At 47.3% G+C, this 24,891-nt stretch carries 18 protein-coding genes; 16 read left to right on the top strand and 2 right to left on the bottom strand.

Annotation, left to right across the window (positions count from 1 at the left end):
• The first annotated feature begins 72 nt into the window (after window positions 1-72).
• The 8 genes from MKY28_RS21035 to MKY28_RS21000 all read left to right on the top strand — a co-directional run bounded on the left by MKY28_RS21035 (window position 73) and on the right by MKY28_RS21000 (window position 14,303).
• Window positions 73-1,428 carry a diaminobutyrate--2-oxoglutarate transaminase gene (locus tag MKY28_RS21035; RefSeq protein ID WP_340936890.1) on the top strand — a complete coding sequence of 452 codons (1,356 nt, stop codon included), beginning with the start codon at window positions 73-75 and terminating at the stop codon, window positions 1,426-1,428.
• Window positions 1,422-2,855 (top strand): MFS transporter, encoded by a 1,434-nt coding sequence (locus tag MKY28_RS21030; RefSeq protein WP_340936889.1) that lies wholly within the window; start codon window positions 1,422-1,424, stop codon window positions 2,853-2,855. The genes MKY28_RS21035 and MKY28_RS21030 overlap by 7 nt, the downstream gene beginning before the upstream one ends.
• Complete coding sequence (locus MKY28_RS21025) at window positions 2,833-4,620, top strand: IucA/IucC family protein (RefSeq protein WP_340938005.1); 1,788 nt, start codon at window positions 2,833-2,835, stop codon at window positions 4,618-4,620. Before MKY28_RS21030 ends, MKY28_RS21025 begins: the two co-directional genes overlap by 23 nt.
• Entirely contained in the window at window positions 4,595-6,607 is a 2,013-nt protein-coding gene (locus tag MKY28_RS21020) for an IucA/IucC family protein (RefSeq protein WP_340936888.1), read from the top strand. The genes MKY28_RS21025 and MKY28_RS21020 overlap by 26 nt, the downstream gene beginning before the upstream one ends.
• Window positions 6,604-7,380 (top strand): HpcH/HpaI aldolase family protein, encoded by a 777-nt coding sequence (locus MKY28_RS21015; protein ID WP_340936887.1) that lies wholly within the window; start codon window positions 6,604-6,606, stop codon window positions 7,378-7,380. Before MKY28_RS21020 ends, MKY28_RS21015 begins: the two co-directional genes overlap by 4 nt.
• On the top strand, window positions 7,377-8,756 hold the full coding sequence (locus MKY28_RS21010; RefSeq protein ID WP_340936886.1) for a type III PLP-dependent enzyme: 1,380 nt from the start codon (window positions 7,377-7,379) through the stop codon (window positions 8,754-8,756). Before MKY28_RS21015 ends, MKY28_RS21010 begins: the two co-directional genes overlap by 4 nt.
• Window positions 8,716-10,563 carry an IucA/IucC family protein gene (locus MKY28_RS21005; RefSeq protein ID WP_340936885.1) on the top strand — a complete coding sequence of 616 codons (1,848 nt, stop codon included), beginning with the start codon at window positions 8,716-8,718 and terminating at the stop codon, window positions 10,561-10,563. The genes MKY28_RS21010 and MKY28_RS21005 overlap by 41 nt, the downstream gene beginning before the upstream one ends.
• 257 nt (window positions 10,564-10,820) lie before the next feature.
• On the top strand, window positions 10,821-14,303 hold the full coding sequence (locus tag MKY28_RS21000; RefSeq protein WP_340936884.1) for a glycoside hydrolase family 2 TIM barrel-domain containing protein: 3,483 nt from the start codon (window positions 10,821-10,823) through the stop codon (window positions 14,301-14,303).
• Window positions 14,304-14,411: 108 nt separating this feature from the next.
• Here MKY28_RS21000 and MKY28_RS20995 read toward each other — a convergent pair whose 3' ends face one another.
• Window positions 14,412-14,861, bottom strand: a complete 450-nt coding sequence (locus MKY28_RS20995; RefSeq protein ID WP_340936883.1) for a hypothetical protein — start codon at window positions 14,859-14,861, stop codon at window positions 14,412-14,414.
• 172 nt (window positions 14,862-15,033) lie between these two features.
• Between MKY28_RS20995 and MKY28_RS20990 the strand changes: the two genes are divergently transcribed.
• Window positions 15,034-15,453: a DUF4362 domain-containing protein gene (locus MKY28_RS20990; protein WP_340936882.1), complete on the top strand. Its 420-nt coding sequence runs from the start codon at window positions 15,034-15,036 to the stop codon at window positions 15,451-15,453.
• A gap of 151 nt (window positions 15,454-15,604) precedes the next feature.
• Here MKY28_RS20990 and MKY28_RS20985 read toward each other — a convergent pair whose 3' ends face one another.
• Window positions 15,605-15,889: a hypothetical protein gene (locus MKY28_RS20985; RefSeq protein WP_315370575.1), complete on the bottom strand. Its 285-nt coding sequence runs from the start codon at window positions 15,887-15,889 to the stop codon at window positions 15,605-15,607.
• Window positions 15,890-16,005: 116 nt separating this feature from the next.
• Between MKY28_RS20985 and MKY28_RS20980 the strand changes: the two genes are divergently transcribed.
• From MKY28_RS20980 to MKY28_RS20950, 7 genes are all read left to right on the top strand, one after another.
• Window positions 16,006-16,359: a hypothetical protein gene (locus MKY28_RS20980; protein ID WP_133120404.1), complete on the top strand. Its 354-nt coding sequence runs from the start codon at window positions 16,006-16,008 to the stop codon at window positions 16,357-16,359.
• A gap of 407 nt (window positions 16,360-16,766) precedes the next feature.
• A complete protein-coding gene (locus MKY28_RS20975; protein ID WP_340936881.1) occupies window positions 16,767-17,651 on the top strand; it encodes a DUF4183 domain-containing protein in 885 nt (294 codons plus the stop codon).
• 82 nt (window positions 17,652-17,733) lie between these two features.
• Window positions 17,734-18,018 carry a DUF4183 domain-containing protein gene (locus MKY28_RS20970; RefSeq protein ID WP_100526530.1) on the top strand — a complete coding sequence of 95 codons (285 nt, stop codon included), beginning with the start codon at window positions 17,734-17,736 and terminating at the stop codon, window positions 18,016-18,018.
• Between the two features lie 255 nt (window positions 18,019-18,273).
• The gene (locus MKY28_RS20965; protein ID WP_100526531.1) at window positions 18,274-19,425 is read left to right on the top strand and encodes a WXG100 family type VII secretion target; all 1,152 of its coding nucleotides are present in this window, start codon (window positions 18,274-18,276) and stop codon (window positions 19,423-19,425) included.
• A gap of 3 nt (window positions 19,426-19,428) precedes the next feature.
• Window positions 19,429-19,902, top strand: coding sequence for a hypothetical protein (locus tag MKY28_RS20960; protein WP_047841772.1), 474 nt, complete (start codon window positions 19,429-19,431; stop codon window positions 19,900-19,902).
• Between the two features lie 102 nt (window positions 19,903-20,004).
• Window positions 20,005-20,667, top strand: coding sequence for a hypothetical protein (locus MKY28_RS20955; RefSeq protein ID WP_340032014.1), 663 nt, complete (start codon window positions 20,005-20,007; stop codon window positions 20,665-20,667).
• A gap of 455 nt (window positions 20,668-21,122) precedes the next feature.
• Complete coding sequence (locus MKY28_RS20950; protein ID WP_340936880.1) at window positions 21,123-24,260, top strand: DUF3427 domain-containing protein; 3,138 nt, start codon at window positions 21,123-21,125, stop codon at window positions 24,258-24,260.
• The last annotated feature ends 631 nt before the right edge of the window (window positions 24,261-24,891 follow it).

The following is a 24,891-nucleotide window of genomic DNA, read 5'->3' as shown; positions in this document are numbered from 1 at the left end:
ATGCAAAATGTAGAACAAGAATCACAGGCAGCAGGTTCAGCCTGAATCGATTATAAGGAGCGTTAGAGGGCTATGTCAGTAGAGCTGCAGACGGAATATCTGAAGATGCAAAATGAGAAGGAATCCAATGCAAGATCGTACCCCAGACATTTCCCACTTGTCATTAACAAGGCCCATGGGGTGAAGATTACCGATACGGAAGGCCGCGTATTCTACGACTGCCTGGCTGGGGCAGGAACATTGGCATTGGGGCATAACCATGACACGGTGATCAACGCCATTCGCGATGTTCTGGATCAGCAGATTCCGCTTCATACACTGGATCTGGCAACGCCGCTGAAGCTTTCATATATGCAAGAACTATTCTCCATTCTTCCGGCAGAGATGCGAGATAAAGCCAAAATCCAGTTCTGTGGTCCAACCGGAGCGGATGCCGTAGAAGCAGCCATTAAGCTGGTCAAACATGCTACAGGCGGCAAGTCTATTCTTGCCTTTCAGGGAGGTTATCACGGTTCGACCCAAGCGACGATGTCGATGAGTGGCAACCTGAGCAAGAAACAACATCTGCAAAGCCTGCTGCCCGATGTACATTTCCTGCCGTTTCCTTATGAATACCGCTGCCCATTTGGTGTTGGTGAAGGCATGACGGCCCGGTTAAGTGCACAGTATATCGAGAACTTGCTCGATGATTGCGAGAGTGGGATTGCCGCACCGTGCGGAGTCATTGTGGAGACGGTTCAGGGCGAAGGCGGGGCGATTCCGGCAGACATTGAATGGTTGAGGGAGTTGCGCCGAATCACAGCAGAGCGAAGCATTCCGCTTATTATCGACGAAGTGCAGACAGGCATTGGACGTACAGGGCGAATGTTTTCGTTTGAACATGCCGGGATTGTACCTGATGTAATCATCTGCTCCAAAGCAGTTGGCGGAAGTCTGCCGATGTCTGTTGTCATCTACAAAGAAGAGCTGGACCAATGGCAGCCTGGTGCACACACAGGTACGTTCCGTGGCAATCAGCTGGCCATGGCTGCGGGACTTGCTACACTTCGTTATATTCAGGAACAGGATGTTCTACACAACGTGCATCTGCGCAGTGAGCAGTTCATGAATCAACTGAATTCATTGAAAGAGCGGTATGCAGAGATTGGTGATGTGCGAGGCAGAGGACTGATGATTGGCGTTGAGGTGGTTGATCCAATGGGACGCAAGGATCGTCTGGGACATTATCTGCCTAATGGTGCGCTGGCAGAGTCTATTCAGCGTGAATGTTTCAAGAATGGATTAATTGTGGAACTGGGCGGGCGTCATTCAGCGGTTGTTCGTTTTCTGCCGCCGCTGAATATTACGGAGCAAGAAACGAGTGCAATCCTTGCGATCTTTGAGAAATCGGTAGCTGAAGCGATTGCTTTATCAACGGCTACATGTTGAAGCTATCCCTGATGAAGAGGCATGCAGTATTACTCGCGATTCTAATCGGTGCCTTTTCGCTGGTACTGACCAACAGTGCATTTAACCTGCTGCTGCCTTATTTTGTGCAATATTATCAGATCTCTACGACAGCAGGCGGGTGGATTATCGCGCTGTACATGCTGGCTATGACGTTAACGATGCCGCTGGCTTCCCTGATTGTGGACCGACTAGGGCGTAAGCAGACGTATATGTTGGGCATCAGTATCTATGGACTGTTCTCGGTAGCAGGTGCGTTGTTTTATCACTCTATTGAAGTACTCTTGCTGGTTCGTTTCATGCATGGCGTTGCCGCGGGGCTGATGATTCCGTTATCACTTGTGCTGTTGTTTGATGTATACGGACCGGAGGTACGAGGGCGAATTACCGGAGCGTGGGGCTTGCTGCTTATGCTCGCTCCGGCTGCCGGACCAACACTGGGGGGCTTCATCATTCAGTATGGACGGCTTGAAATGTTGTTCTGGCTCAATGTGCCGTTAGCTGTGTTCTCGTTGATCGGCTGCGGTCGAGTCATTCAAACCTATATCCCTGCCCGTAGGAAAAAATGGCATCCATCCAGTGTCATAATGCTGATCTGCGCTGTAGGTGCCCTTAGTCTGGGGGTACAGTTGTACGCAAGTCCTGTCGTGGCAGTATGGGTACCTTGGATGCTGATTGCGCTCGGTGTGGTGCTGCTCATTCGTTTTGTCCAGACAGAGAACGGTCGCAAGGAACCGCTGATCCGGTACCAGTTGCTGCGGCGTAATGCCGTCTTTCCGCTGACCGTGCTGATCTCGACCATTCAGGATTGTGTCATGTTTGGCGTGATCTTTGCATTGCCACTATTGTTCCAGGACGTCTTCCACCTGTCACCGGCCCTGTCCGGTGCACTGTTCATTCCCTTATCGATCTGTACAAGTCTGTTCATGTGGATTGGCGGCAGCTTGCTGGATCGCGGTCGGTCCATACATTTTATCGCATGGGGGACGTTGCTGGTGTCGATATCGATCTTGTCGTTTGCGGTTCTGCCCCTGGGAGCATCGATCTGGATCATAGGGATGCTCATGGCATGCCGGGGAATTGGCGTTGGCCTGTCAGGTATGAGCATCTCTGCGATTGGTCTGCAAGCATTAGCAGACGAAGACATGCACGAAGGGTCGGTGTTATCAACCACGATTGAGCGTCTGGCTTCTTCGTTTGCGGTGATGGGCTTGACCCTGTATTACGATATGCGTTGGCAATGGCTTGCCGGGGCAGGAACGTCCATGGAGATGGCAAAATGGGGAGCACTCAAAGAGATCTGTATCGGACTTGGCTGCGCCATACTGCTTACACTTCCCCTGGTCTTACTTATAACCCGAAAGAAGGTTGGCATCATTGTTCGAGATGGAAAACAAGCTCCGGTCTGAGGCTGAGCAGCAGGCCCATGAACATTCGTGCAAACTGCTGTTGAACTGTTACATCCGTGAGCTTGCGCTAGAGAAGGAAAGAGATATTCGGATCAATCCGAACACGCTGTCGTACACTGTTACTTTTCAAGCTAGTAGGGTGAAGGTGACAGGACGCTTGTCTTATTACTCTGCCATGGGGGAGCATGAATACCTCAGCATGGAATCTGGCGGGGAAACCGTTCATTATCGCGACCTGGTTCGCTGGATCACATCTGAGCTAAGCGGGAATGGGGAACAGGGAGCGAGTTCGGATCAACATGGAATGATGAAAAGTGTGATGGAAATGAAGCGTTCACTTGAGCTGGAGAATGTACATCCATTGGGTGAGAATATGAATCGTGTAGAGCTGGCGTATGCCAGAGATTTTGCACAAAAGGTTGATAACAGTGTGGGCAACCTTACGTTGTATATCGAACAAGCAGCCGGTCTCGACATCCACGATTATCGCACATCGGAACAGTCACTGTTGTATGGTCATCCGTTCCATCCGTTTCCGAAGAACTCCAAAGGCTTCAGCGAGCAGGATGTGCAGAAGTACAGTCCGGAGTTACGGACATCATTTCAACTCTGTTATATCGCCGTGAGGCAGGATGTCTACGTGCAGGAATGGGTCGATGACGAGGCGGCAATGGATTTGCAAGACTTACTGTGGAGCCATGTGGAGCCTATTTTAAAAGAAAAGAGTGAAATGTATGGGCTGCTGCCTGTCCATCCATGGCAATACGCGTACATATCACGATTGTCCGAGGTACAGTCCTATTTTCGAGATGAAAAATTAATTCTACTCGGTAGTGCGGGGCCTATCGTCTATCCAACTTCTTCGGTCCGTACAGTTTATGTTCCCGAATGGAACTGCAATATCAAGCTGTCACTGAACATGCAGATCACCAACATGATTCGCACTAACAGTGCTGAGCAGATGCGCAGAACACTGGATGCCTCCAAGTACGTCAGGCAGCATGACTGCTTCGGTGCTGAACCGAACACGCATATTGCGTATGAGACAGGCGTAGCGACTTGTGCTTTTGAAGATGAAGAGTTAACCAGTCTGTTTACGATAGCTTATCGGCCCATTGAGTTTGATGTCGAGAATACGTATGTCTTATCCAGTCTGGTTGAAGCGCCGCTTCCTGGGATGCGGTCGAGACTGATGACGATGCTGGGTGGTGGACGTGACATTGCCGAGCGTTGGCTGGAACGTTATCTGAAATGTTCTCTGCTGCCGATTGTACGGGCGGCGGGAGAGAAAGGTATTCATTTTGAAGCTCATTTGCAGAATACCCTTGTAATATTGAAGGATGGGATGCCTGTGGCTTTTATCGTCCGCGATCTGGAAGGGGTCAGTGTGGATGAGGAACTTATAAGTGAGCAGGATCGTGCAACGTCCGATTTATTATTTTATTCGCGAGAGAAAGCTTGGGCGCGGACATCGTACTATTTTATCGTCAATCATCTGGGGTCTCTGATTCATGCCATGGCGCGAGATGTGAACGTCCCGGAGGAGCATTTCTGGAAGCAGGTACGTGGGGTACTTGTGGAGGAACTGGAACGAACGGGCAATGCATATGTGCAACATCTGCTGATGACGGATGCATTTCTGGCCAAACAAAACTTGGTGAGTTGTGTAAGAGGGATTAGCCAGACCCCGGATTACGTGCCGGTGAGCAATGTAATGAAACGAATAGGGAGTGAAGTGCGTGGGAGTCGTGGGATACAGGGCTGAAGCAGGCGGCAGGACAGAAGCAGTCTACGTGGGTGTACAGGAACGGATCATGCGGCAGACACTGGAGGCAATGTGGTTCGAAGGCATTCTGGACAGTCATGTAAGTGGGAGCGAATGGCGAACCGAGGGACTTACATCTTCCGGTCATTCTGTGGCGTACACATGTGAAGCCGAACGGAAGTTTTCATTTGGCCGGGTGAAGGTGAAGAAGGGTTCGATCCAAAGAGAAGGCGTACCTTGCACCGATCTGGATCTGTTTTTGGAGGAAATCATGCTGAACGCGTTGAAGGGTGCAAATGTGACGGCTTTTATCCAGGAACTACTCGAAACGATGGCAAAGGACAGCCAGTGCCAAGCTATATTGCCCTTGAACATTCCGAATGAAGATCGGCATTATGATGCGCTTGAAAGTCACATGACCGACGGTCATCTGTACCATCCGAGTTATAAGTCGAGGTTGGGATTTTCTTTGAAAGACAATCTGGCCTATGGCCCTGAATTTAACTCGGAGGTTTCATTAGTCTGGGTTGCTGTGAAAAAAGATTTGGCTCAGACCGCTGTATCCGTAGGGTATAGCTCTGAAGAATTGGTAGGGCAACATCTGACCGCAGAGGATATGCAGCGATTTCAACAGATCCTGCAACAACAAGTTCGAACGGACATGGGCGAGAACGCCAACGCATATGTGGCGAGTGTAGATCAGCTTGGGAGCAGTGCCGAGGTTGGTGAGAGCGTTGGAGAGACAATCCAAGCGAAGCTTCATGGGGGAGTTCGTGAAAAAGGCGAAACAGTCCGTAGCTCGGGTAGGGAAGACGGCAAGGTTGGCATAGGAATAGGTTCTGACATTGGTGATCGATATGTATTCATTCCGGTTCATCCGTGGCAGTGGGAGCATCAGTTGGAGTCGGTATATGCCCGTCAACTGATGGATGGAGACATCGTGTATCTTGGTCCATCGTCTTCGCCCTATCGTGCGCAGCAGTCGATCCGTTCGCTGTCGAATCGGGTGAATCCGGAAGCCCCATACATCAAGCTGGCCCTCAGCATCACCAACACGTCGAGCACACGTATTCTGGCACAACATACGACCCAGAACGCACCGCTGATCAGCGATTGGTTGGATGAACTTGTACGTGAAGATGAGCTGTTGCAGCAGGCTCAGTTTGCCATTTTGAAAGAAATCATGGGACTGTCGTTCCGTTATGAACAGTTGCCTGTAACTCAATATGGACGGGCCTACGGCACACTTGGTGCGATCTGGCGGGAGAATGTATCGGTTCACCTGAAGCAAGGTGAGACCGCGTGGCCGCTGAATGCGCTGATGTTGGTGCAGCCGGATGGTGTTCCGTTTATCCAGGATGTTGTAGAACGACATGGTGTGGAAAAGTGGAGTGAGGCCCTTGTTCGCACAGTCACACTGCCGATTATTCATCTGCTCTATGCACACGGGATTGCGCTGGAATCACATGCCCAGAATATCATTTTGGTACTGGAAGATGATCTGCCGAAACGAATCATTATCAAGGATCTGCATGATGGCGTTCGCTATGTACCAGATCAACTGTTACACCCGGAAAAGGCACCGAAGCTGAACCCCGAGCCGGAAACCCATCGCAAGTTCAATCGGTATTCCTTCATCTATGCCGGAGATGTGTCGGAAGTCCGTGACTATACGTATGATGCATTCTTTTTTATCTGCATGACAGATATTGCGCTGGCTTTGGAGAAGTTTGGGTTGCCCGAAGAAGCGTTCTGGCAGCTGTGCGCAGGTGTAATTGTGGATTATCAGAAGCAGCACCCGGAGTACACGGAACGGTTCGTTGCATTTGACCTTTTTGCCGAAGATGCACTGATTGAAGAGATGACCAAGCGCCGTCTGTATGGGGATGGAGAGTTATATTTCCGTAAAGCGAGCAATCCGCTTAAGATATCAAAGGATGTACTTGAATCAAAGAGGACACCCGAATTAAAGGGAATCGTCGAATGAGGATTAACACGCTGAAGGAAAAGATTGCACGCAAACAGCCGGTTTATGGCCTTTTTGTATCGATCCCACACCCGGTGATCATCGAGATGATCGGACATGCGGAATATGATTTTGTCATTATTGATCTGGAACATGCCGCAACATCGATGGAATCGGTGGAAGAGTTGATCAGGGCGGCGGAACTGGTCGGCCTAACCCCGTTGGTACGTATCTCGAAGGTGGAGCGAGCAGAGATTCTTAAAGTGCTGGACTGTGGTGCACAAGGCATCGTCATTCCGCATGTCGAGCAACTGGAGCAGGTGGAGGAAGCGGTTCGTCACGCCTACTATCATCCGGTTGGTACACGTAGCTTGAATAGCGGTCGTCCCGGTGTATTCGGGAAATATCCGCTCACAGAATACATTGAAGAAGCGAACGAACAGGTGATGGTTGTCCCCATGATTGAAAGTGCGGAGGGCGTGCGGCAAAGTTCACAGATTCTGTCTCACCCTCAGGTGAGCTTTGTATTGGAAGGTGCGGCTGATCTGTCGCAATCTCTCGGTGTGCCATGGCAGACAGAGCACCCGGATGTGAGACGTGCACTGGATGAATTGCATGCTACCGCTCGGCAGTGCGAAGTACCTTATGCAACGGTCACTAGAGGTGTGGAGGATATGTCTCTCTGGGCTGAGCGGGGAGTACATATATACGTGCTTGGTGATGATCGGAATACGGCGTTTCGGGCATATGCCCAAAAACGGAATGACTACAGGAATGCGGGTGGGCAGATATGAAACCTGGTGTATGGCATGCAATAGATGAACTGCAACGAGGGATGGAAGAACCGGTATGCGTGTACGTCTATGATCTAGCTGGCATTCAGGAACAGGTGAGTCAGATGTTGGGCAGCATGCCCCGGAACACACAATTGTTCTACGCCATTAAGGCGAATCCAGATCCCCGAATCATTGAGGCGTTGCTTCCATTGGTGAAGGGCTTTGAAGTGGCTTCGATTGGAGAGTTACTCAAGGTTAGAGCGGTAAGTCGCGAGGTTCCGATTCTGTTTGGAGGTCCGGGTAAAAAGGAGAGCGAACTGAGGCTAGCCATCGAGCATGGCGTGAGTTACATTCATGTGGAAAGTTTGCTGGAGCTGCGGCGCATTATCGCGATTGCGAAAGAGAGAGCGATGGAGCAGGAGCAGGTGCAGGGGAGCAGGCAGAAGCAAGAATGGGAGCAGAACCCGGAGCAGAGAAATGCGGAAGAGTATGGCGAGGAACTGATTAAAGAGCAGAAGCAAAAACAGAAGCAAGCGCAGGAGGTGCGCATTCTGCTCCGAATCAATCTGCGAAGCAGTACATTACCTCGGACGAAGATTGTTATGGGCGGTGGGCCGAGTCCTTTTGGAATCGATGAAGAGGTGGTGGAAGAAGCCATTGAACTCATTCGTGTGGAAGGCGCGGGTGTGGTTCGGTTAAGCGGGTTCCATTTTCACTCCTTGTCCAACAATATGGATGCAAGGCTGCACGCCGAGATGATCGAGTTGTATTTGCAAAAGGTGGAACAGTGGCAGCAACAGTATGATCTTCCTGTGGAAGTGGTGAATGCAGGAGGTGGGTTCGGTGTTACGTATGATGGCAGCCCCGGATTTGACTGGCCATTATTCACTTCCCTGTTGGAGCAAAGTGAAGCCAGACAGCGCCTTGTTTCACGCGGAGGCCAGCTGTATTTTGAATCGGGTCGACTGCTGGTGGCAGACCACGGGTATTACGCAGCAGAGGTTACGGATATCAAAACTTCTCATGATCAGTATTTTGCCGTGTTAAGGGGAGGTACGCACCACAATCGTCTGCCTGCTTCATGGGGGCATAACCACCCGTTTCAGATTATGGCAACGGATCGTTGGAAACACTCGTTTGCCCGGCCAGAGGTAAGAGATCGTCGAGTCCATATCGTAGGTGAGCTATGCACACCCAAGGATCGCATGCATTCTGATGCGGAGGTAGCACTGCTGCGCGTGGGAGATATTGTTTTGTTTGAAAAGTCAGGGGCTTATTGCTGGACCATCTCGCATCATGATTTTCTGGGGCATCCGCACCCGGCATTCCATTATCTAACGGAGGACAATAATCATGTCAACAATGATGAAGCGTTCCAGTCTGCAAGCCGCTGAACGCCGGATTATGGCGGATCTGATGAATTCTTTCTTGGCGGAGCAATTGCTTCCAATGAAGGATCACCCATTCATTGATTTTGCCGAAGCACCTGCACCGTTCCGTCGATTGTACAAGGGATATGACAGCGAAGAGCATAATCAGAATGTAGCTTCTCGCTATAGATTGCACACTCAAGGCGTGCTGTGTCTGGTTGAAACAGGAGTAAGACAGGGGACTCAGTGGGTTCAGGGTTCACCGATCTACGAGGAGAAAACTGATGGAAGCTGGGTTCTCCTTGATACTCCGACAGAAGTTGGACGTGCGGTGTTACAGAGGGCTTTGTCGGATAAGGCCTATGCGCAGCCTGGGGTGGCGGAATTCCTGGTTAGTCTGGACATAGCTGTGGAGCAGTATGCTTTGGGCTGGGAACAAGTCCAGTATCTGTCGGCTAACGTCCCGGCTTCTGCGTATGAGTGGTTTATTAAAGGTGAACGTGTTGCGGCATTGCGGGATCGTCCATTTCACCCATCGTCCAAAGCCAAGGTGGGATTCAATGCAGAAGATGTAACTCGGTATGCAGCAGAATTCGGGAAGGCGATTTTGCTGCGCTGGGTGGCTATACGGCTGGATGCCGTGCAGCAAGGGTGTGAAGATGGATTGTCCATTTTGGATGTGTTAGACGATGTTCAGCGCGGAGTGGTGGAAGCCGAGTTTGCCAAAAAAGGGATCATGTTGGACGAATATCTGCCGATGCCTGTTCATCCGTGGCAATTGGAACACGTGATTCTCCCTCGCTTCACGGGAGAGATCGAAGAGGGTAGCATTATCGTATTGGACGTAGAAGTTGGGGACGTACAGGCAACATCCTCTCTACGCTCGATGGCTCCATCAACCGAATCCACCCTAATGCTCAAGCTACCGGTTAGTGTACTGTCTCTGGGAGCTGCTCGTTATCTTCCGATAGTCAAACTTCTGAATGGTCTTGCTGGAGAACGCATGTTAAGGCAGGCCGTTGCTTGTGACGAGACGTTGAAGGACAAGGTGTATATGTGTGAAGAGCAGAACTGGTGGGGCTTCATGCCGGAATCCATGGGACTGTTCGATGATCATCCCCGCCATCTGGCTGCACAGATTCGTGTGTATCCCACTGAATTGCTTAATGAAGCCTACAGAGTCATTCCAATGGCCGCACTGGGTGTGAATCTGGAAGGGCATCATCTATTAAAGGACATTCTGGGGGATCATCTGAGCAGCACGAATGTTCTCGACTTTTATGCCGGCATAGCTACGACGTTTTATGACATCGTGATGCGTCTGTTCAAGGTGGGCGTTGTGCCTGAGATTCATGGTCAGAACTGCTGTCTGGTGTTGAAGGATAACGAGGTAAAAGGTCTCTTGTTCCGCGATCATGATTCCGTGCGTTTGCATCAGCCTTATCTGGACAAACATGGCATTGCAGACCCTGCCTATCATATTCGTCCAGGCTACTCGAACAGCCTGTATAACGAGACGATCCAGAAGCTGATCTTCTATGTGCAGTCTTTGGGGACGCAGGTGAATCTGGCTGCGATCATGGAGGCACTTAGCGAGGTGTATCACATCCCGCAAACGAAGTTATGGGAGATCACGGAGCAGGCTTGGAAGGAAGCGCTGCAACATGTGCAGCTTCCCGAATCCGACCGGGCCGCGCTTGCTCATGCGATATTCGAGAGCAAGGAGTGGCCCGTGAAGTTAGTTGTCCGTCCGCTGCTTGAAGCGGATGGGGTGCCTGGCGCGATGCCATCGGGCAAAGGCATAGGGTGGAACCCTTTTTACAAGGGATAGAATGCAGAAGGTGGCCCGCTTGACGGGTTGCCTTTTTGGTTTGTTGTCATCGAAAGTTACAATGCTTGGAGGGAATAAAACGTTCATCATTATGGCTAAAAAATCTTATGAAATGGAGGTATAGGAAAGAGACTGATGGTATAATCGGGTTATGTGTTATAGTCATACTTGTGTATTACCGAAAAGGTTTTCGGAAAAAGAGACATCTACTGTTGTAACCGCAATCATAATTTACTTCAAGAAAGTGAGAAACTAACATGAATCAGAAGAGACTATTTAATGATGGATGGCAATTTGCGAAAAGTAAGCTGGATGTTACGGAACCTGAGGGTCTGGTGTATGAACCTGTGGAGCTTCCCCATGATTGGCTGATATATAATACGCTTGAACTGTATGAGGACAGCATTGGATGGTACCGCAAGACGTTCCATTACACGAAGGATGAGCAGCAGCTTTTGCTTTGTTTTGATGGCGTATACATGGACTCTTCGGTGTATGTGAACGGGCATCTGGTCGGGGAGTGGAAGTATGGCTATTCTGCTTTTGAACATGAGATCACGAATGCACTGGTGGAAGGCGACAATGAGATTGTGGTCAAAGTGGTCCATCAGAGCCCGAACAGCAGATGGTATTCCGGGGCCGGAATCTATCGCCATGTGTGGCTGAAAACGAGAGACCGCAACCATATTGTTACGGATGGGATCTATGTATCCATTAATCAGCAGCCGAATGGCTGGCAGGTGGAAGTGGATACGGAGCTGAACCTGGATCAGAATCAGCAGGCAGAGCTGGTGCATACGATCCGGTATGAAGGTCAGGTGGTGGCATCCAGCCAAGCGAATGTTACGTCTTCGGTGGGTGAGAATGCGGCCGCATCGGCAGATAGCCAACAGATCATTGTGGAGAGTCCAAACTTGTGGAGCCCGGATGCACCGCATCTGTATGAACTGGTGACAGAGCTGCGATTGATCTCGGATGATCAGGAAGATCGGACAGTTGAGTCGGTATCACAGCGTATTGGATTCCGGGATATCAAACTGGATGCCAATGAAGGATTCCACCTGAACGGAGTCAAGATGAAGCTGAACGGCGTGTGTGAACACCATGATCTCGGGGCACTGGGAGCTGCTTTTAACCTGACGGCATTGCGTAGAAGATTCGTTTTGCTCAAAGAAATGGGCGTTAACGCCATCCGTACCGCGCATAATATGCCTGCCAAAGAGTTCATGGAACTTGCAGATGAGATGGGTATGCTGATTGTGTCTGAAGCTTTTGATATGTGGGAACGTGCCAAAACGCCATACGATTATGCGAGATTTTTCCCGGAGTGGGTGCATACGGATGTGAAGAGTTGGGTGAAGCGTGACCGTAACCATGCCAGTCTGATCATGTGGAGTATTGGGAACGAAATCTATGATACCCATGCGGATGAGCGTGGACAGGAAGTAACTCGGATGCTGATGGATTATGTGCTGGAATTTGATCCAAAAGGTAATGCTGGCGTGACAATTGGTTCGAACTACATGCCTTGGGAAAATGCACAAAAATGTGCAGATATCGTGAAGCTGGCAGGGTACAACTACGCGGAAAAATATTACGACAAACATCATGAAGAGCATCCTGACTGGATTATCTATGGTAGTGAGACGTCTTCGGTGGTGCAGAGTCGTGGGATATATCATTTCCCATTCGAACAGCCGATTCTGGCAGATGATGATGAGCAGTGCTCGGCTTTGGGTAACAGTACGACCAGTTGGGGCGCGAAGTCGGCAGAATACTGCATTCTGGCAGAGCGGGATACACCGTATTCGCTGGGTCAGTTCCTGTGGACCGGATTCGATTATATCGGAGAGCCGACACCGTATCATACGAAGAATTCGTATTTTGGACAGCTGGATACAGCAACGTTCCCGAAAGACTCTTATTACATCTACCAAGCGGCTTGGACGGATTATAAGAAAAGTCCGATGGTTCACCTGTTCCCTTACTGGGATTTCAGCCCGGGTCAGATTATTGATGTACGCGTGTGCAGCAACGCACCGAAGATTGAGTTGCAACTCAACGGTAAAACCATTGGCACGTACGATATCGATCATGCCAACGGAACACAGCTATCCGGCTGGTGGAAAGTGCCGTACGAAGAGGGCGAGCTGAAAGCCATTGCTTACGATGAGAAGGGCCAGATCATTGCGACTGATGTGCAAAGATCCTATACGGATGCGAAGAAAATTCGTCTGCAAGCGGATCGGGAGCAGTTGCAGGCCAGTGGCACAGACCTGATTTTTGTAGAAATTGATGTGGAAGATGAAGCGGGTAATCCGGTGCACAATGCAAACAACCGTGTGCAAGTTCAAGTGACGGGTGCAGGACGATTGCTGGGTCTGGATAATGGGGACAGCACCGACTACGATCCATACAAAGGGTTGAGCAGAAGACTGTTCAGTGGCAAACTGATGGCCATCATCGGAGCGACAAATGAACCTGGAACGGTGCGGATTGAAGTTTCTTCTGAAGGGTTGGAAGGAGCTACAGCTGAATTTGAATCTCTAATTGTGGCAGCTGAACTTAATGATGAGAAACAAGTGCAATCTGTCTTCATGAACAATGAAGAACGTCCGGTGCTAACGGGGAATGCTCAGGAGATTCCTTTGCGGAAGATTGAGATTATCAGTAATGCAGGACAGTTGCTTGATCCGTCCAACCCGGAGCTTACTGTAACCGCCAAGCTGTATCCGGAGAACACTTCCTACCGAGATATCGAGTGGGCTGTTGTTAACGATGCGGGGATCGAGTCCAATATTGCCAAAGTGGAAGCTGTTCAAGCAGAAGCGGGCGACAACGGTGAGCATCAACATGCGGTGAAGGTATCGGCTATAGGTGACGGGGAGTTCCGGCTTCGCGCAACCAGTACCAACGGTACGGATAAAACGAAACTCATCTCCCAGCTGGAGTTTAAGGCGGACGGTCTCGGCACAGCCTACAAAGATCCATACGGCTTCATCACGGGCGGACTGTACGATTACACCAAAGGTGAGGTTGGTAACGGCAACGAACGTGGGGTAGCGACAAGTCGCGACGGAGAGACGCACGTAGGTTTCCGTAATATTGACTTCGGACCGTACGGCTCTGATACCATAACGATTCCTATTTTCACGCTATCCACTGAGGATTACTTCATTCAGATCTGGGAAGGCATGCCGGATGAAGAGGGAAGCACGATGATCGCAGATGTGGTGTATGACAAAGAGTCCATCTGGAATGTATACCAGGAAGAGACGTACCAATTGTCCAAACGCCTTAGCGGGATAACGTCGATCTGTTTTGTGCTGAAGCAGAAGATTCATATTAAAGGGTTCTCCTTCGAACGTCAGAGTCGGGCCTTTGAACAGAATGCGGCTGCATCCTGTGACCATCTTTATGGAGATACGTTCAAAATCGAGGGTGATCGAGTAGAAGGTATCGGGAACAATGTGTCGCTGGAGTTTGAAAATATGGACTTTACGGCAGAAGGCACATCCAAGCTCGTGATCTACGGCCATTCACCGATCGATAAAAATACGATTCATATTCGCTTCGCAGGTGCGGACGGACAGAGCAACCAGCTGGTTGAGTTCACGCAGTCAGGTGGATATGAGGAGCGGGTGTTTGAGCTTGAGCAAGTGACAGGTGTGCAGAAAGTAAGCTTTATCTTCCTGCCAGGCAGTCAGTTTGACTTTGGCTGGTTCCGATTCGAGAAATAAATATGATGGAAATATAAAACCCCTTCAAGCAGGCATCGGTTCATGGGAACGTGGATCTGAATCGCTTGCGTGAAGGGTTTTTCTTGTATGTAGGTGTGAGAGAAAACATCAATGAAACTGCTCTGCTTCAACTGAGAGATCTAAGTGATGACCTATTCTGCTATAAATGTACAACTTAATATCCGTGTCTTGTAATGCAAGCAGGTTTATCGTTTTATCATTATTTCTATTGATAGATGTTTCCATAGGTTCACTTACTTCATCTACATACATTTTCACATATACCGTGTGGTTGCTGTTGTTTTCAATCGATATGTTGGCATGTGTCCCATTCGAAGCAACCATTGTGAAGCTGCCGTTGTATGCGGAACGACCTTCATGTTGAGTTGGGGCGATGAGCAGAACAGATGTAGATGTTGGGAAGGAGCGATCCATTTCATGGGCTAATCCCTTTGACTGCCGTTCGTTCGTTGAAGCTAGAGTCGCTGTATTGGCCGAATGGGTGGATATGAGTACAGATAGAGCCAGTGCTACACCGAGCATTGTTTTTAACGTCATTAAATTAACCCCTTGCTGAATGATAAATCACTAAAATTTCCGTTGCTGTTAACTATACATTTCTATGATTCTAAACGTTTGGGACAACGAGAGAGTTACAGATAAATGACAAATTAAGCATAATCATGCAACAAAGGATAGTATTGAACCGTTTCATACATGAGGTGATGGAATGAGAAAAAGTATGCTTATCTTATTGTTAGCTTTAATGCTGTTAACTGCCTGTCAGGCAAATGAACCAACAACGATTGCTTCCGGAAATACGCAGGCTTTTCCAGAAATAATTGAGCCGCATAATCCAGAGCAAGCGGAGCAAAGCGGGGATGTGGTTGTGCTTCATGGAGGCATACGGAACGAAGATAAGTGGAACACATTTATGAAGAATGTGGAGAAAAAACATCAGGATCAGGTTCGTGTAACGATGTATACCATTGAAGGTGGGCCCATTATCCAAGAATTGATCTATGATGGTACAGCTATTCAATCGACTTACGATAACTCAAGGGATGCCTACGGCTCCAAACAGGGAATGAAGACTGACACCTGCAAAGGGATCGGGACAATGAAGAGTGAGCAGGGACATATTTTTTAAGTGTTAACCGGGTGTGAGAAGGAAGAGAACCCCTTTTGGATGCCTAAGTTGTAAATGAGATGTATCCACATGCAAATTCTTAATAAAAACTGTGAAGCCGAGGCTGGTATGCAGGTTTTTGTTTCTATTTGAAAGGTGAAAAATCGAGATTTTATCTGTACAAAGCATTGGACTCTTTATTATACAACGCATATGTCAAATCATTCTCAGACTGTCCATCGCCCTGAATCTCATAATCCAACTGCACTTCATGATCTGTATAGGTTGCATTATGCATTGTGATGGTAAGCTCATCTACTGTTTTGGTTTGAAATGGGATGTTTGAATCGGGAAGTTCGGATTCTTCTTTATTAGTTACAGAAAAATAAAGCACAAGTTGAAGTATCAATATTATAAGAGCAATAATGATAGCGATGATGATATTCCTTTTGCTCAATGTGCATCTTCCTTTCAGCGAATAGATTTTTAATGAAGTGAATTTAGTGGTTAATAACCAATTATATCATATTTTGGGTGATGATATAAATGAAGAGGCTTTGGGTGTTATGTATTTTGATACTTTTAGTGACAGGGTGTGGTCAGAACAATAGAGAGAAAGCCATTGATTATCTAACGCAAAATCAAAGAAATGATGCATCACTCATTGTATTTACCGACCGACCTTCGGAGCGACCATTTATTGTTGAATTACAGACGCAATTAAATGAAGTAAATAACGAGAATTTGAGGGCAGAAGGCCCAATAACTAACGTAACCTTTTATAATGTCCGTGATGAAAATAAGTTTAATTATGAGGAGATTTTTGGTCTGAAATCATATCCGTACATGATCCTGTTCGAGAAAGGCGAGATTACACTGGAGACGCAGGAACCGGAAGAGATCGTTCAGCATTTTAAGGAGAGGTAAGAGTCTACTGAAAAGAAGTTTGATCCCGATGGATCGGCTAAGTTAAACATAAAATGTGATCTGTGAGGTCCTACTGGGGAGACAATGAAGCCATGCTGGCAAGACAAAGGACAACTGTAGTAGGACTCTTGTCTTTTTTATTGGGCTTCCCCCATAGTTATTCGCACACTCTCCGAATGTGCTAAGGACATAGTATAGGGCATATATACTGTGTGCCTTGGCCTAAGGAGATGACCATTTTGAAGTATCTGAACAAGAGGACAGCCACCCTCAACAAATTAAGGCCCAGTCGTTCTACGCCGAAATGCAGAAACAAACACTTGGGAAAACGAAAGAGATGCCATATTATCCGTAGATCTAATCGGAGAAAGCGCTGCTCACTGAAGCGTCCATTAAAATCACAGAAAATGGCCCGTGACAAAAAAATCATTGCATTACCGAGAGGGGGAGGCAGCAACCCGGTATGTTGTGAGCCTACCCCCCTGCTCGCTCCGTTGAGACAACGTGAATTGGAGACTGTGAGCTTCCCTGGAACGAAAGGTGTGCCCGGTGCCCAAGGCCCCGCAGGCCCTCACGGCGGGCCGGGTCAACAAGGGGTTCCCGGAGCGCAGGGTCCCGCAGGCCCTCAAGGTGAACCGGGTCAAGTGGGGCTTCCCGGAGCACAGGGTCCTGTTGGTCCTCACGGCGGGCTGGGTCAACCAGGGCTTCCCGGAGCGCAAGGCCCTGCAGGTCCTCAGGGTGAGCCGGGTCAAGCGGGGCTTCCCGGAGCACAGGGTCCGGCAGGCCCTCAAGCTGAGCCGGGTCAACCGGGAATTCCGGGAGCGCAAGGTCCTGTTGGTCCTCAGGGTGAACCGGGTCAAGCAGGACTTCCCGGAGCGCAGGGTCCCGCAGGTCCTCAGGGTGAGCCAGGTCAACCGGGAACTCCCGGAGTCCAAGGACCAACGGGTCCCCAAGGTGAGCAAGGTCCGCCGGGCAGCGTACCCGGAATTGAAATCATTCCTAGGGCAAACCGTTACTTCTATTTTCCGGACACCGATCTGGATTTGTCGAACTCGGTTATAATTTCTGCCACAGAATTCACAAATGACGATGGCGACAGCATAACCGAATTTGCCGGGGGTGGACTTACTAGTTTCAACAATCTTTATATAAACGGGATCGTCCAACCAGGAAACTCATACAGTGTAAGTGCGGAGAGGTTGTTTTTTTCGTCACAAAACGGTGTGATCTTTGCAGGGACACCTATCACTATAGAGATGATTATAATAACAGCCAATATCATAAATGGTTAAAATTGGTTTTAGTTGCTGGTTCCTTTGCCTTCACTACTCCCAAACCTACCACATATACTATGTTAGGTAGGAGGTGAGAAACATGCCACTTGTGACACCATTTCAGAACAGTTTAAGATTTGCTGCAACCATTGGTGATGGGACCGGCACTGGGGTAACGTTTGCCATTGCTGCGACTGCCTTTACAAACGACGCTGGTGTAGCTGCAACCGCATTTCCAGGCACCTACAACTACTACAATCTTTATATTAATGGCCTTATGCAAACAGCAGATACGTCCTCGGCTACGACGACTACAATTACAATTCCCGGTGGAGATGCATTAAATGATGGGACTCCAATTGTCGTACAATTTGTAGTGTCTTAAAGAAGATTTAATCCTACTGTATCGTTATCTTGTGCGACTTCTATCTGTGATAGAAGTCTTTCTTTTTGTACAAGATATCCAGTCGACTCAACAGCATTCATCCATGCATTAATGTGCAAAAATAGTTACCCAGGTTGTTGCCCAACTACCGGATAACCTCTGAGGAAATGATCCTTCCGTTTGATTCCAATCCTCCTTCTCACTTGTTAAAATTTAGGTACATAAACTACGGTCAGGTTGGCGGGTGATAAGGAAATGCAGAGAATCGAGGTACATCCCGATCTATTGGAGGAAAAGGCCCGGTTGGTCCAGCAGAAGAAACAGGAACTGGAGCGAATGGTCTGGGAACTGGAGAAATCCATTTATATGTTGCAATCCGATTGGTCGGGTGTGACAGGAGAGCGATTCTTTTGGGATTTTATGCAGGTGAAAGAAGTGTTCCCGACTACACTCGGGCTGTTGGACGAAATCCAGAAAGAGTTAACGTTTATCGCCATGAACTTTAGAACAACGGACGGCTCAGGTGAGGTCGCGCTGTACATTCCAGAAGAGCTGAAGCGCAATTTCGCTGTAGGGCTGCTTGATAAATCAGTAGGAGAAACAATAACGGGAATGGGGCAGACGGCAGAAGCTTTCTTCGATAACCCGTTCAGTACAATAGGCAGTGTGGCATATGCCATGACAGTGGGCAAAGTTGTAGACGTTGGGCGAGGTATTCAGTTTGCATGGGATACCGCTTGGGGTACAGGAACAGCGAGGTCAGATATAGAGCAATTTGTAGAAGAGCAGAAGAAACAGATCGATAAGAGTGGTGCAGGGTATTACGGTGGAGCGATGACTGGGCAGGCTTTGGCGTATGTTTTGTTTGGCAAAGCTTTACGTTCGAAGGACGACATTGGGTCGGGCGGAGGAAAGCCGGAGTCGGAGAAGGGGAAAGGCGGGACAGGTAATAGAGATATGACTGAGCCTACCCTACCCTCGGGAAGCAAACCAACGGGAAATTATGGAGTAGGTGATTCTCATGGGATAAAGAAACAAAATGAAACTGCTGACTTCTTAGCTGAACAAGGTTATGAAATCAAAATGTTAGACGAAATAAATGGCGGAAATGGCTATGGAATCAAGGCAACTTCTAATCCTGACTTTTTAATTCACGGTAAGGTTTTTGACTGTTACTCGCCTAAGGAAGATGCAAACGTAGATAATATTCTTCGAAACATAGCAACGAAAACTAAAACGCAAGCGGAAAGAATCGTTGTTAACCTAGATGAGTTTCCCACTGAAAAAGTTAGTGAACTTAGTCAAGGAATTATCAGAAAAGCAAATCCAACCGGAGATTTGAAAAATCTGAAAGAGATTTTATTCGTTAAGGATGGTAACATAACACGGGTGTTTGGGGAGGATTAATAGATGGACTATGAAATATTTTTACAAAGTAAGCTCGATCGTAATTCTTTGGGGAAACTGATCGAGCAATATGTCACTGAATCGGTTGTTGAGAAAGCTTCATTCCAAAGTAATGCAGAGGAAATAGTAATTGGCAGTAGATTTTTTACGTTGCATCTTGAAATTGAGGATATTTCTGATATCACTTTTGTTCGACAGCATTATAACTTAGATGTGAATGTATGCATTAGAACTCAATTGTTTGGCAGTACTTTTTCTGAAGGTATAGAGCATATTTTCAGCATTATTAGTAAGCTAATAAAACATACTGAGGGAAATCTTTTATTCCTAGAAGATGGTTCTACTCAACTACTTAGAATGGAGAATGGTCTGTTGGTGGTTAATAATCGGTTGGATGAATATCAAACTAAATACCTAACTCCAAGCCTTCTTCTTTTACTTGACCGTCCTTATATTGAAAAGGAATTATCAAGTTAAAAAAAGCAGCAGGTAATGAAATAATGATACTACTCAAAGGCACTTCTACCAGGCAAACGTAGAGGTGCTTCTTACTATAAAATCCTAGGAGAACGGTTCGCTATGATACTAAAAAAACGAACTTTAATAATCGGATGCTGCATTGGCTTTGTATTTTTACTTGTTCTAACCTATAGTCTATATAAAGAAAAAAGAATGTATGAACAGTACCTAACGATGAATGTACGACAAGATATGGTTGATATGAAAAGTGCGATTATAAATAATGATATTTTGTTTGAGCGAATACTTAAGAATGTGAAAATAACAAACGAGATGGTTGAGGATGGAGAACAAGCCAGCCAGCTCTATTACAACTTTACAGATATGACGCAGATTATTAATAAATATAACATGATGAATCTAACTTTCAGTGAAGAAGCCAATTGGCTGGTAAAACCCGCATCTTTATTCACAAACGATCTAGGTCAAGATGATGTAATGCCACCTACACTTCACCGCATACGAATGACATTCGAGAGACTGGACATAACCAGTTATCCTGTAACACCCGAACTTAAAGCCAGGATCGAGGAGTATCAGCAGTTAAACCAGCGATGGCTGAACATTGTTGGGGATTTTGAATCCAAGGAAACTAACGAGAATGATTGGCCCAAAGTCTTGAATGATCTGGAGAAAGAGAGCCGAAATTATTTTCAAGAGAATAATGTAGATTTCGTTGATGATGATGTTTGGAGAGACGCATTCAATCCAAGGTACGAATGATACTTATGAGTATGCTTGATGACTAATAAATTTAAGTGGTTCTACGGTATGAAAGGAGATGAGGAGTATATCCATCCTAGAAATATTTAATGAATTTGCAGTGATTCTTTTACTCATTGGTACCTTCTTTTACTTTCTAGAGCTACGTAAAATCAAAAGGCAAAGGAAATTAACGGTTATAGAATACATCATGTATGTCACGATTCAAGTTGGGTACTTACTTTGGGCAGGAAGCAGTTTGATAATGTTAATTTCATAATAGCTCACACTAAAAGTGGAGTACTCCTGCCGTTCAGAGGCGATAGAGAGTGCTCCTTTCTCTTATATACAAACAACTAATGAATTTTTTCCCATGCTGGACGATAATAGAGTAGAGACCATATTTACCAATACCAAGCATGTAATGAAATCACCTACATATACACAACCATCCTACACCCACACGAGGTACATTCATGAAACAAGGCATATATGAACAGCTTATCAACACAATCACGAGGCAGGAGATTTCGGAGCTGGACCCGGATGTGTATCACATTGGCACCGAGAAGTTGGATGCAGAGGAAGCGCGCAAGCTGCTGTCCACGTATTTGGCGGCGGTAACCCGGCGAGCGCTCAGGATTGTGCGGGAACAGACGGAAGATAAAACGGCAGTATTGGCGCAGATTCGAACGTGTAATGAGATTATTGCTACCTTGAAAGGTACGCTGGGGGAAGAAGAGTACAATGAATTGCAACTGGATGAGCAGGGGGAAGTGTTGACCCATGTGTATTCCAAGCTGAACAGCATTCGTGCGGTCCGGGATACCAAGATCGTTCGTCCAGATACGCCTATCTCCCAAAGCTCTTTGTTCACAGGTGCGAAGTCCGAGCCGAGTATGTTACTGGAGCTGCAAAAGGAGATCGTGACCGCCGATCGGATCGATTGGCTGGTTTCGTTTATCAAATTCAGCGGGCTTCGCCTACTTCTGGAACAGCTCCAACAATTCACAGCGAGCGGTGGCAAGCTGCGGATCATCACAACTACATACATGGAAGCAACCGACCTGAAGGCCATCACTGAACTTAGTAAACTGCCCAACACGGAAATCCAGATTTCCTATGATACCAAAGTGACTCGGCTGCACGCCAAAACGTACATTTTCCATCGTGACACTGGATTCACTACAGCCTATGTCGGCTCCTCTAACCTGTCCAACCCGGCGCTGACCAGTGGTATGGAGTGGAACCTCAAGGTGACGGAGAAGGATTCACTCGACGTGCTGCGCAAGATTGAAGCGACCTTCGAGAGTTACTGGAATGACCGTGAATTTACGCGGTATCAGGCTGAGGATGAAGGGCATGAGGCACAGTTGAAGGCGGCTCTGAATCGTAAAAAAGATCAGTCCAACCACTTTCACCTCGACATCCAGCCTTACGATTATCAAAAAGAAGTGCTGGAACAGCTGGACGCCGAGCGTACGCTGTATGGACGAAACCGCAACCTGATCGTCGCCGCCACAGGTGTTGGCAAAACAGTCATCTCTGCCTTCGACTACAAGCGATTCCGGGCAAGCCATGCGGGAGCTAAGCTTCTTTTTGTCGCCCATCGGGAAGAAATCTTGAAGCAAAGTCGGGACACGTTCCGGTATATCCTGAAGGATATGAACTTTGGTGAGCTGCATGTCGGGAATTACCGAGCAGAGACGCTGGATCACTTGTTTGTTAGTATTCAGAGTCTTAACTCCATGAAGCTGACGGAGATCACCAGCCCAGACTATTACGATTACATCATTGTGGATGAATTCCATCATGCGGCTGCACCTTCATACCAGAAGCTGTTGTCCCATTACGAACCGAAGATTTTGCTGGGACTCACCGCGACGCCTGAACGGATGGATGGCAAAGACATTACCGCCTACTTCGATCATACGATTGCCGCCGAGATCCGTCTAACCGATGCAATTGACCGGAAGCTACTGAGTCCTTTTCAATATTTTGGCGTCACCGATACTGTCGATCTATCTCAGGTGAAATGGTCGCGTAAAGGCTACGATCTGAACGAACTGGAAAAGCTCTACACTCATAACAAAATTCGTGCCAACCAGATCATCCAAAGTCTGAACAAATACGTAACCGATCTGGACGATGTGAAGGGACTTGGTTTCTGCGTAGGGGTGGATCATGCAATGTATATGGCAAAAATATTTAACGATGCCGGCATTCCATCCATGGCCCTGCATGGCGGGTCGAACGAACAGGAGCGTCATTCTGCGAAAGGACAGCTGGTGAACGGGGAACTGCGCATGATCTTTGTCGTTGATCTGTACAATGAGGGCGTGGATATCCCTGAGGTGAACACCATCCTGTTCCTGCGTCCTACCGAGAGTCTGACCGTATTCCTGCAACAGTTGGGACGTGGACTACGGATGGCGGAGGGCAAAGAGTGCCTGACCGTGCTCGACTTCATCGGGCAAGCGCACCAGGAGTACAGGTTCCAAGATAAATTCCGCGCCCTGATCGGCGCCACCAAACATTCCATCTCATACTACGTCGAGAACGGCTTCTCGAACCTGCCACGCGGCACGTTCATTCAATTAGAGAAACAAGCGAAGGAATACGTCATGCGCAATCTCAAGCAGATGAGTCGTAATCGCAGAGCGTTGATCCAGAAGCTGCAAACGTTCCAACAAGACACCGGGCTCCCGCTGACCTTGACTCATTTTGTAGAGCATCACGGGATGACACTATATGAATTGTATGGTGGACGCACGGGCAAAAGGTATTTCCGTGGCATGTTGGCCGAAGTCGGATTAACAGCACCTATAGAAGATGAACACGAAGAGTACATCCGCAGATTGCCATCTGTGTTAACGATCAACTCCCGAAGCTGGCTGACGTTCCTGATCGACTTTGTTGAAAAAGGCAAAGAAGCAACCACCGCCGATGAACGGCGCATGTTGATCATGTTCTATTACACCTTCCATCGGGCTGCGCCCGAGAAGCTAGGACTGAGCAGCATCGAAGAGGGTGTGCAGCGTGTGCTTTCTTCTGAGGCATTCCGAGCAGAGCTTGTGGATATTTTCAAATATAATCTGGCTCATCTACGATTTGTGGATAAAAGAAATTCGTTTCCGTACACTTGTCCACTGGATATCCACTGTATGTACTCAATAGACCAAGTGCTTGCCGCCTTTGGCTACTGGAACGCTGAGCAATCACCCGCCTTCCGTGAAGGCGTGAAGTATTTTGCCAATGAGCAGACTGATATTTTCTTCATTACGTTGAACAAATCGGACAAAGACTTCTCACCCTCCACGCTGTATGAGGACTATGCAATTAATGAGCGTCTCTTCCATTGGCAGACTCAGAGCCGGGTGTCGGAGCATACGGCTACGGCGCAACGGTATATTCATCACCGAGAGACGGGCAATCGGATCGCGTTGTTCGTGCGGGAATATAAGGAGGAGCATGGCTATACGTCTCCATTTGTTTTCTTGGGGGAAGCGGATTATGTGAGTCACGAGGGGAATAAACCGATGAGCTTTGTATGGCGACTGCGGGAAGAGATGCCTGCGAAAATGGTAGCGGTAGCGAATAAGTGTATTGTTTGATGTGAGATAGGAGATAAATAATCATATTTAATTATGGTATTAACTCCTCATATATTAAATTTTTTAATATTCGTGTTTTCAAAAGATTTAAATATGAAAACTGTAGTTATTTGGTCAACAATTATATTACTGAGTTTTCAAATACATGAGAAAATTAAATCTTGGTATGCATATTGTGTCTTAACTTCAATTCCACTAGTGCTCATTCATTTGTGGACAGTAGAATTATTTTTTGTTTTAAGCACAGTGATAATTTTTTTTATTCCTGTATATATTCTTGTTACAGTACATTCATTTATAAATAGCAAATTAAACTTAGGTATCAATATCTCAGTCTCCATAATGCTCATATTTACTTTACTTACTTTTTGTACACTTTTCTTTACCTATTATGCGTTCGTTATACGAGCAATTAACCTGTATCCGAGCAATAACTTTTTGGTGTTTTTGTCAAAGTATTTAACTTGGGAAATGCTACAGACTTTTCTAGTAGCTGTCTTTACATTGATAATTGCATTCTACGTTATTGAATCTCTGTTTAAACTTGTAAAGACTAGAATATTGAATAGTGAATCACGGTATCAAATTGTATTTATACTTCTTTTCGCTTTATTTGCTTTAATATTTCCTG

Origin of the sequence: Paenibacillus sp. FSL R5-0473, assembly GCF_038004565.1 — a bacterium.
GTDB classification, from domain to species: domain Bacteria; phylum Bacillota; class Bacilli; order Paenibacillales; family Paenibacillaceae; genus Paenibacillus; species Paenibacillus amylolyticus.
This window is presented reverse-complemented; position numbering and strand designations above follow the sequence as displayed.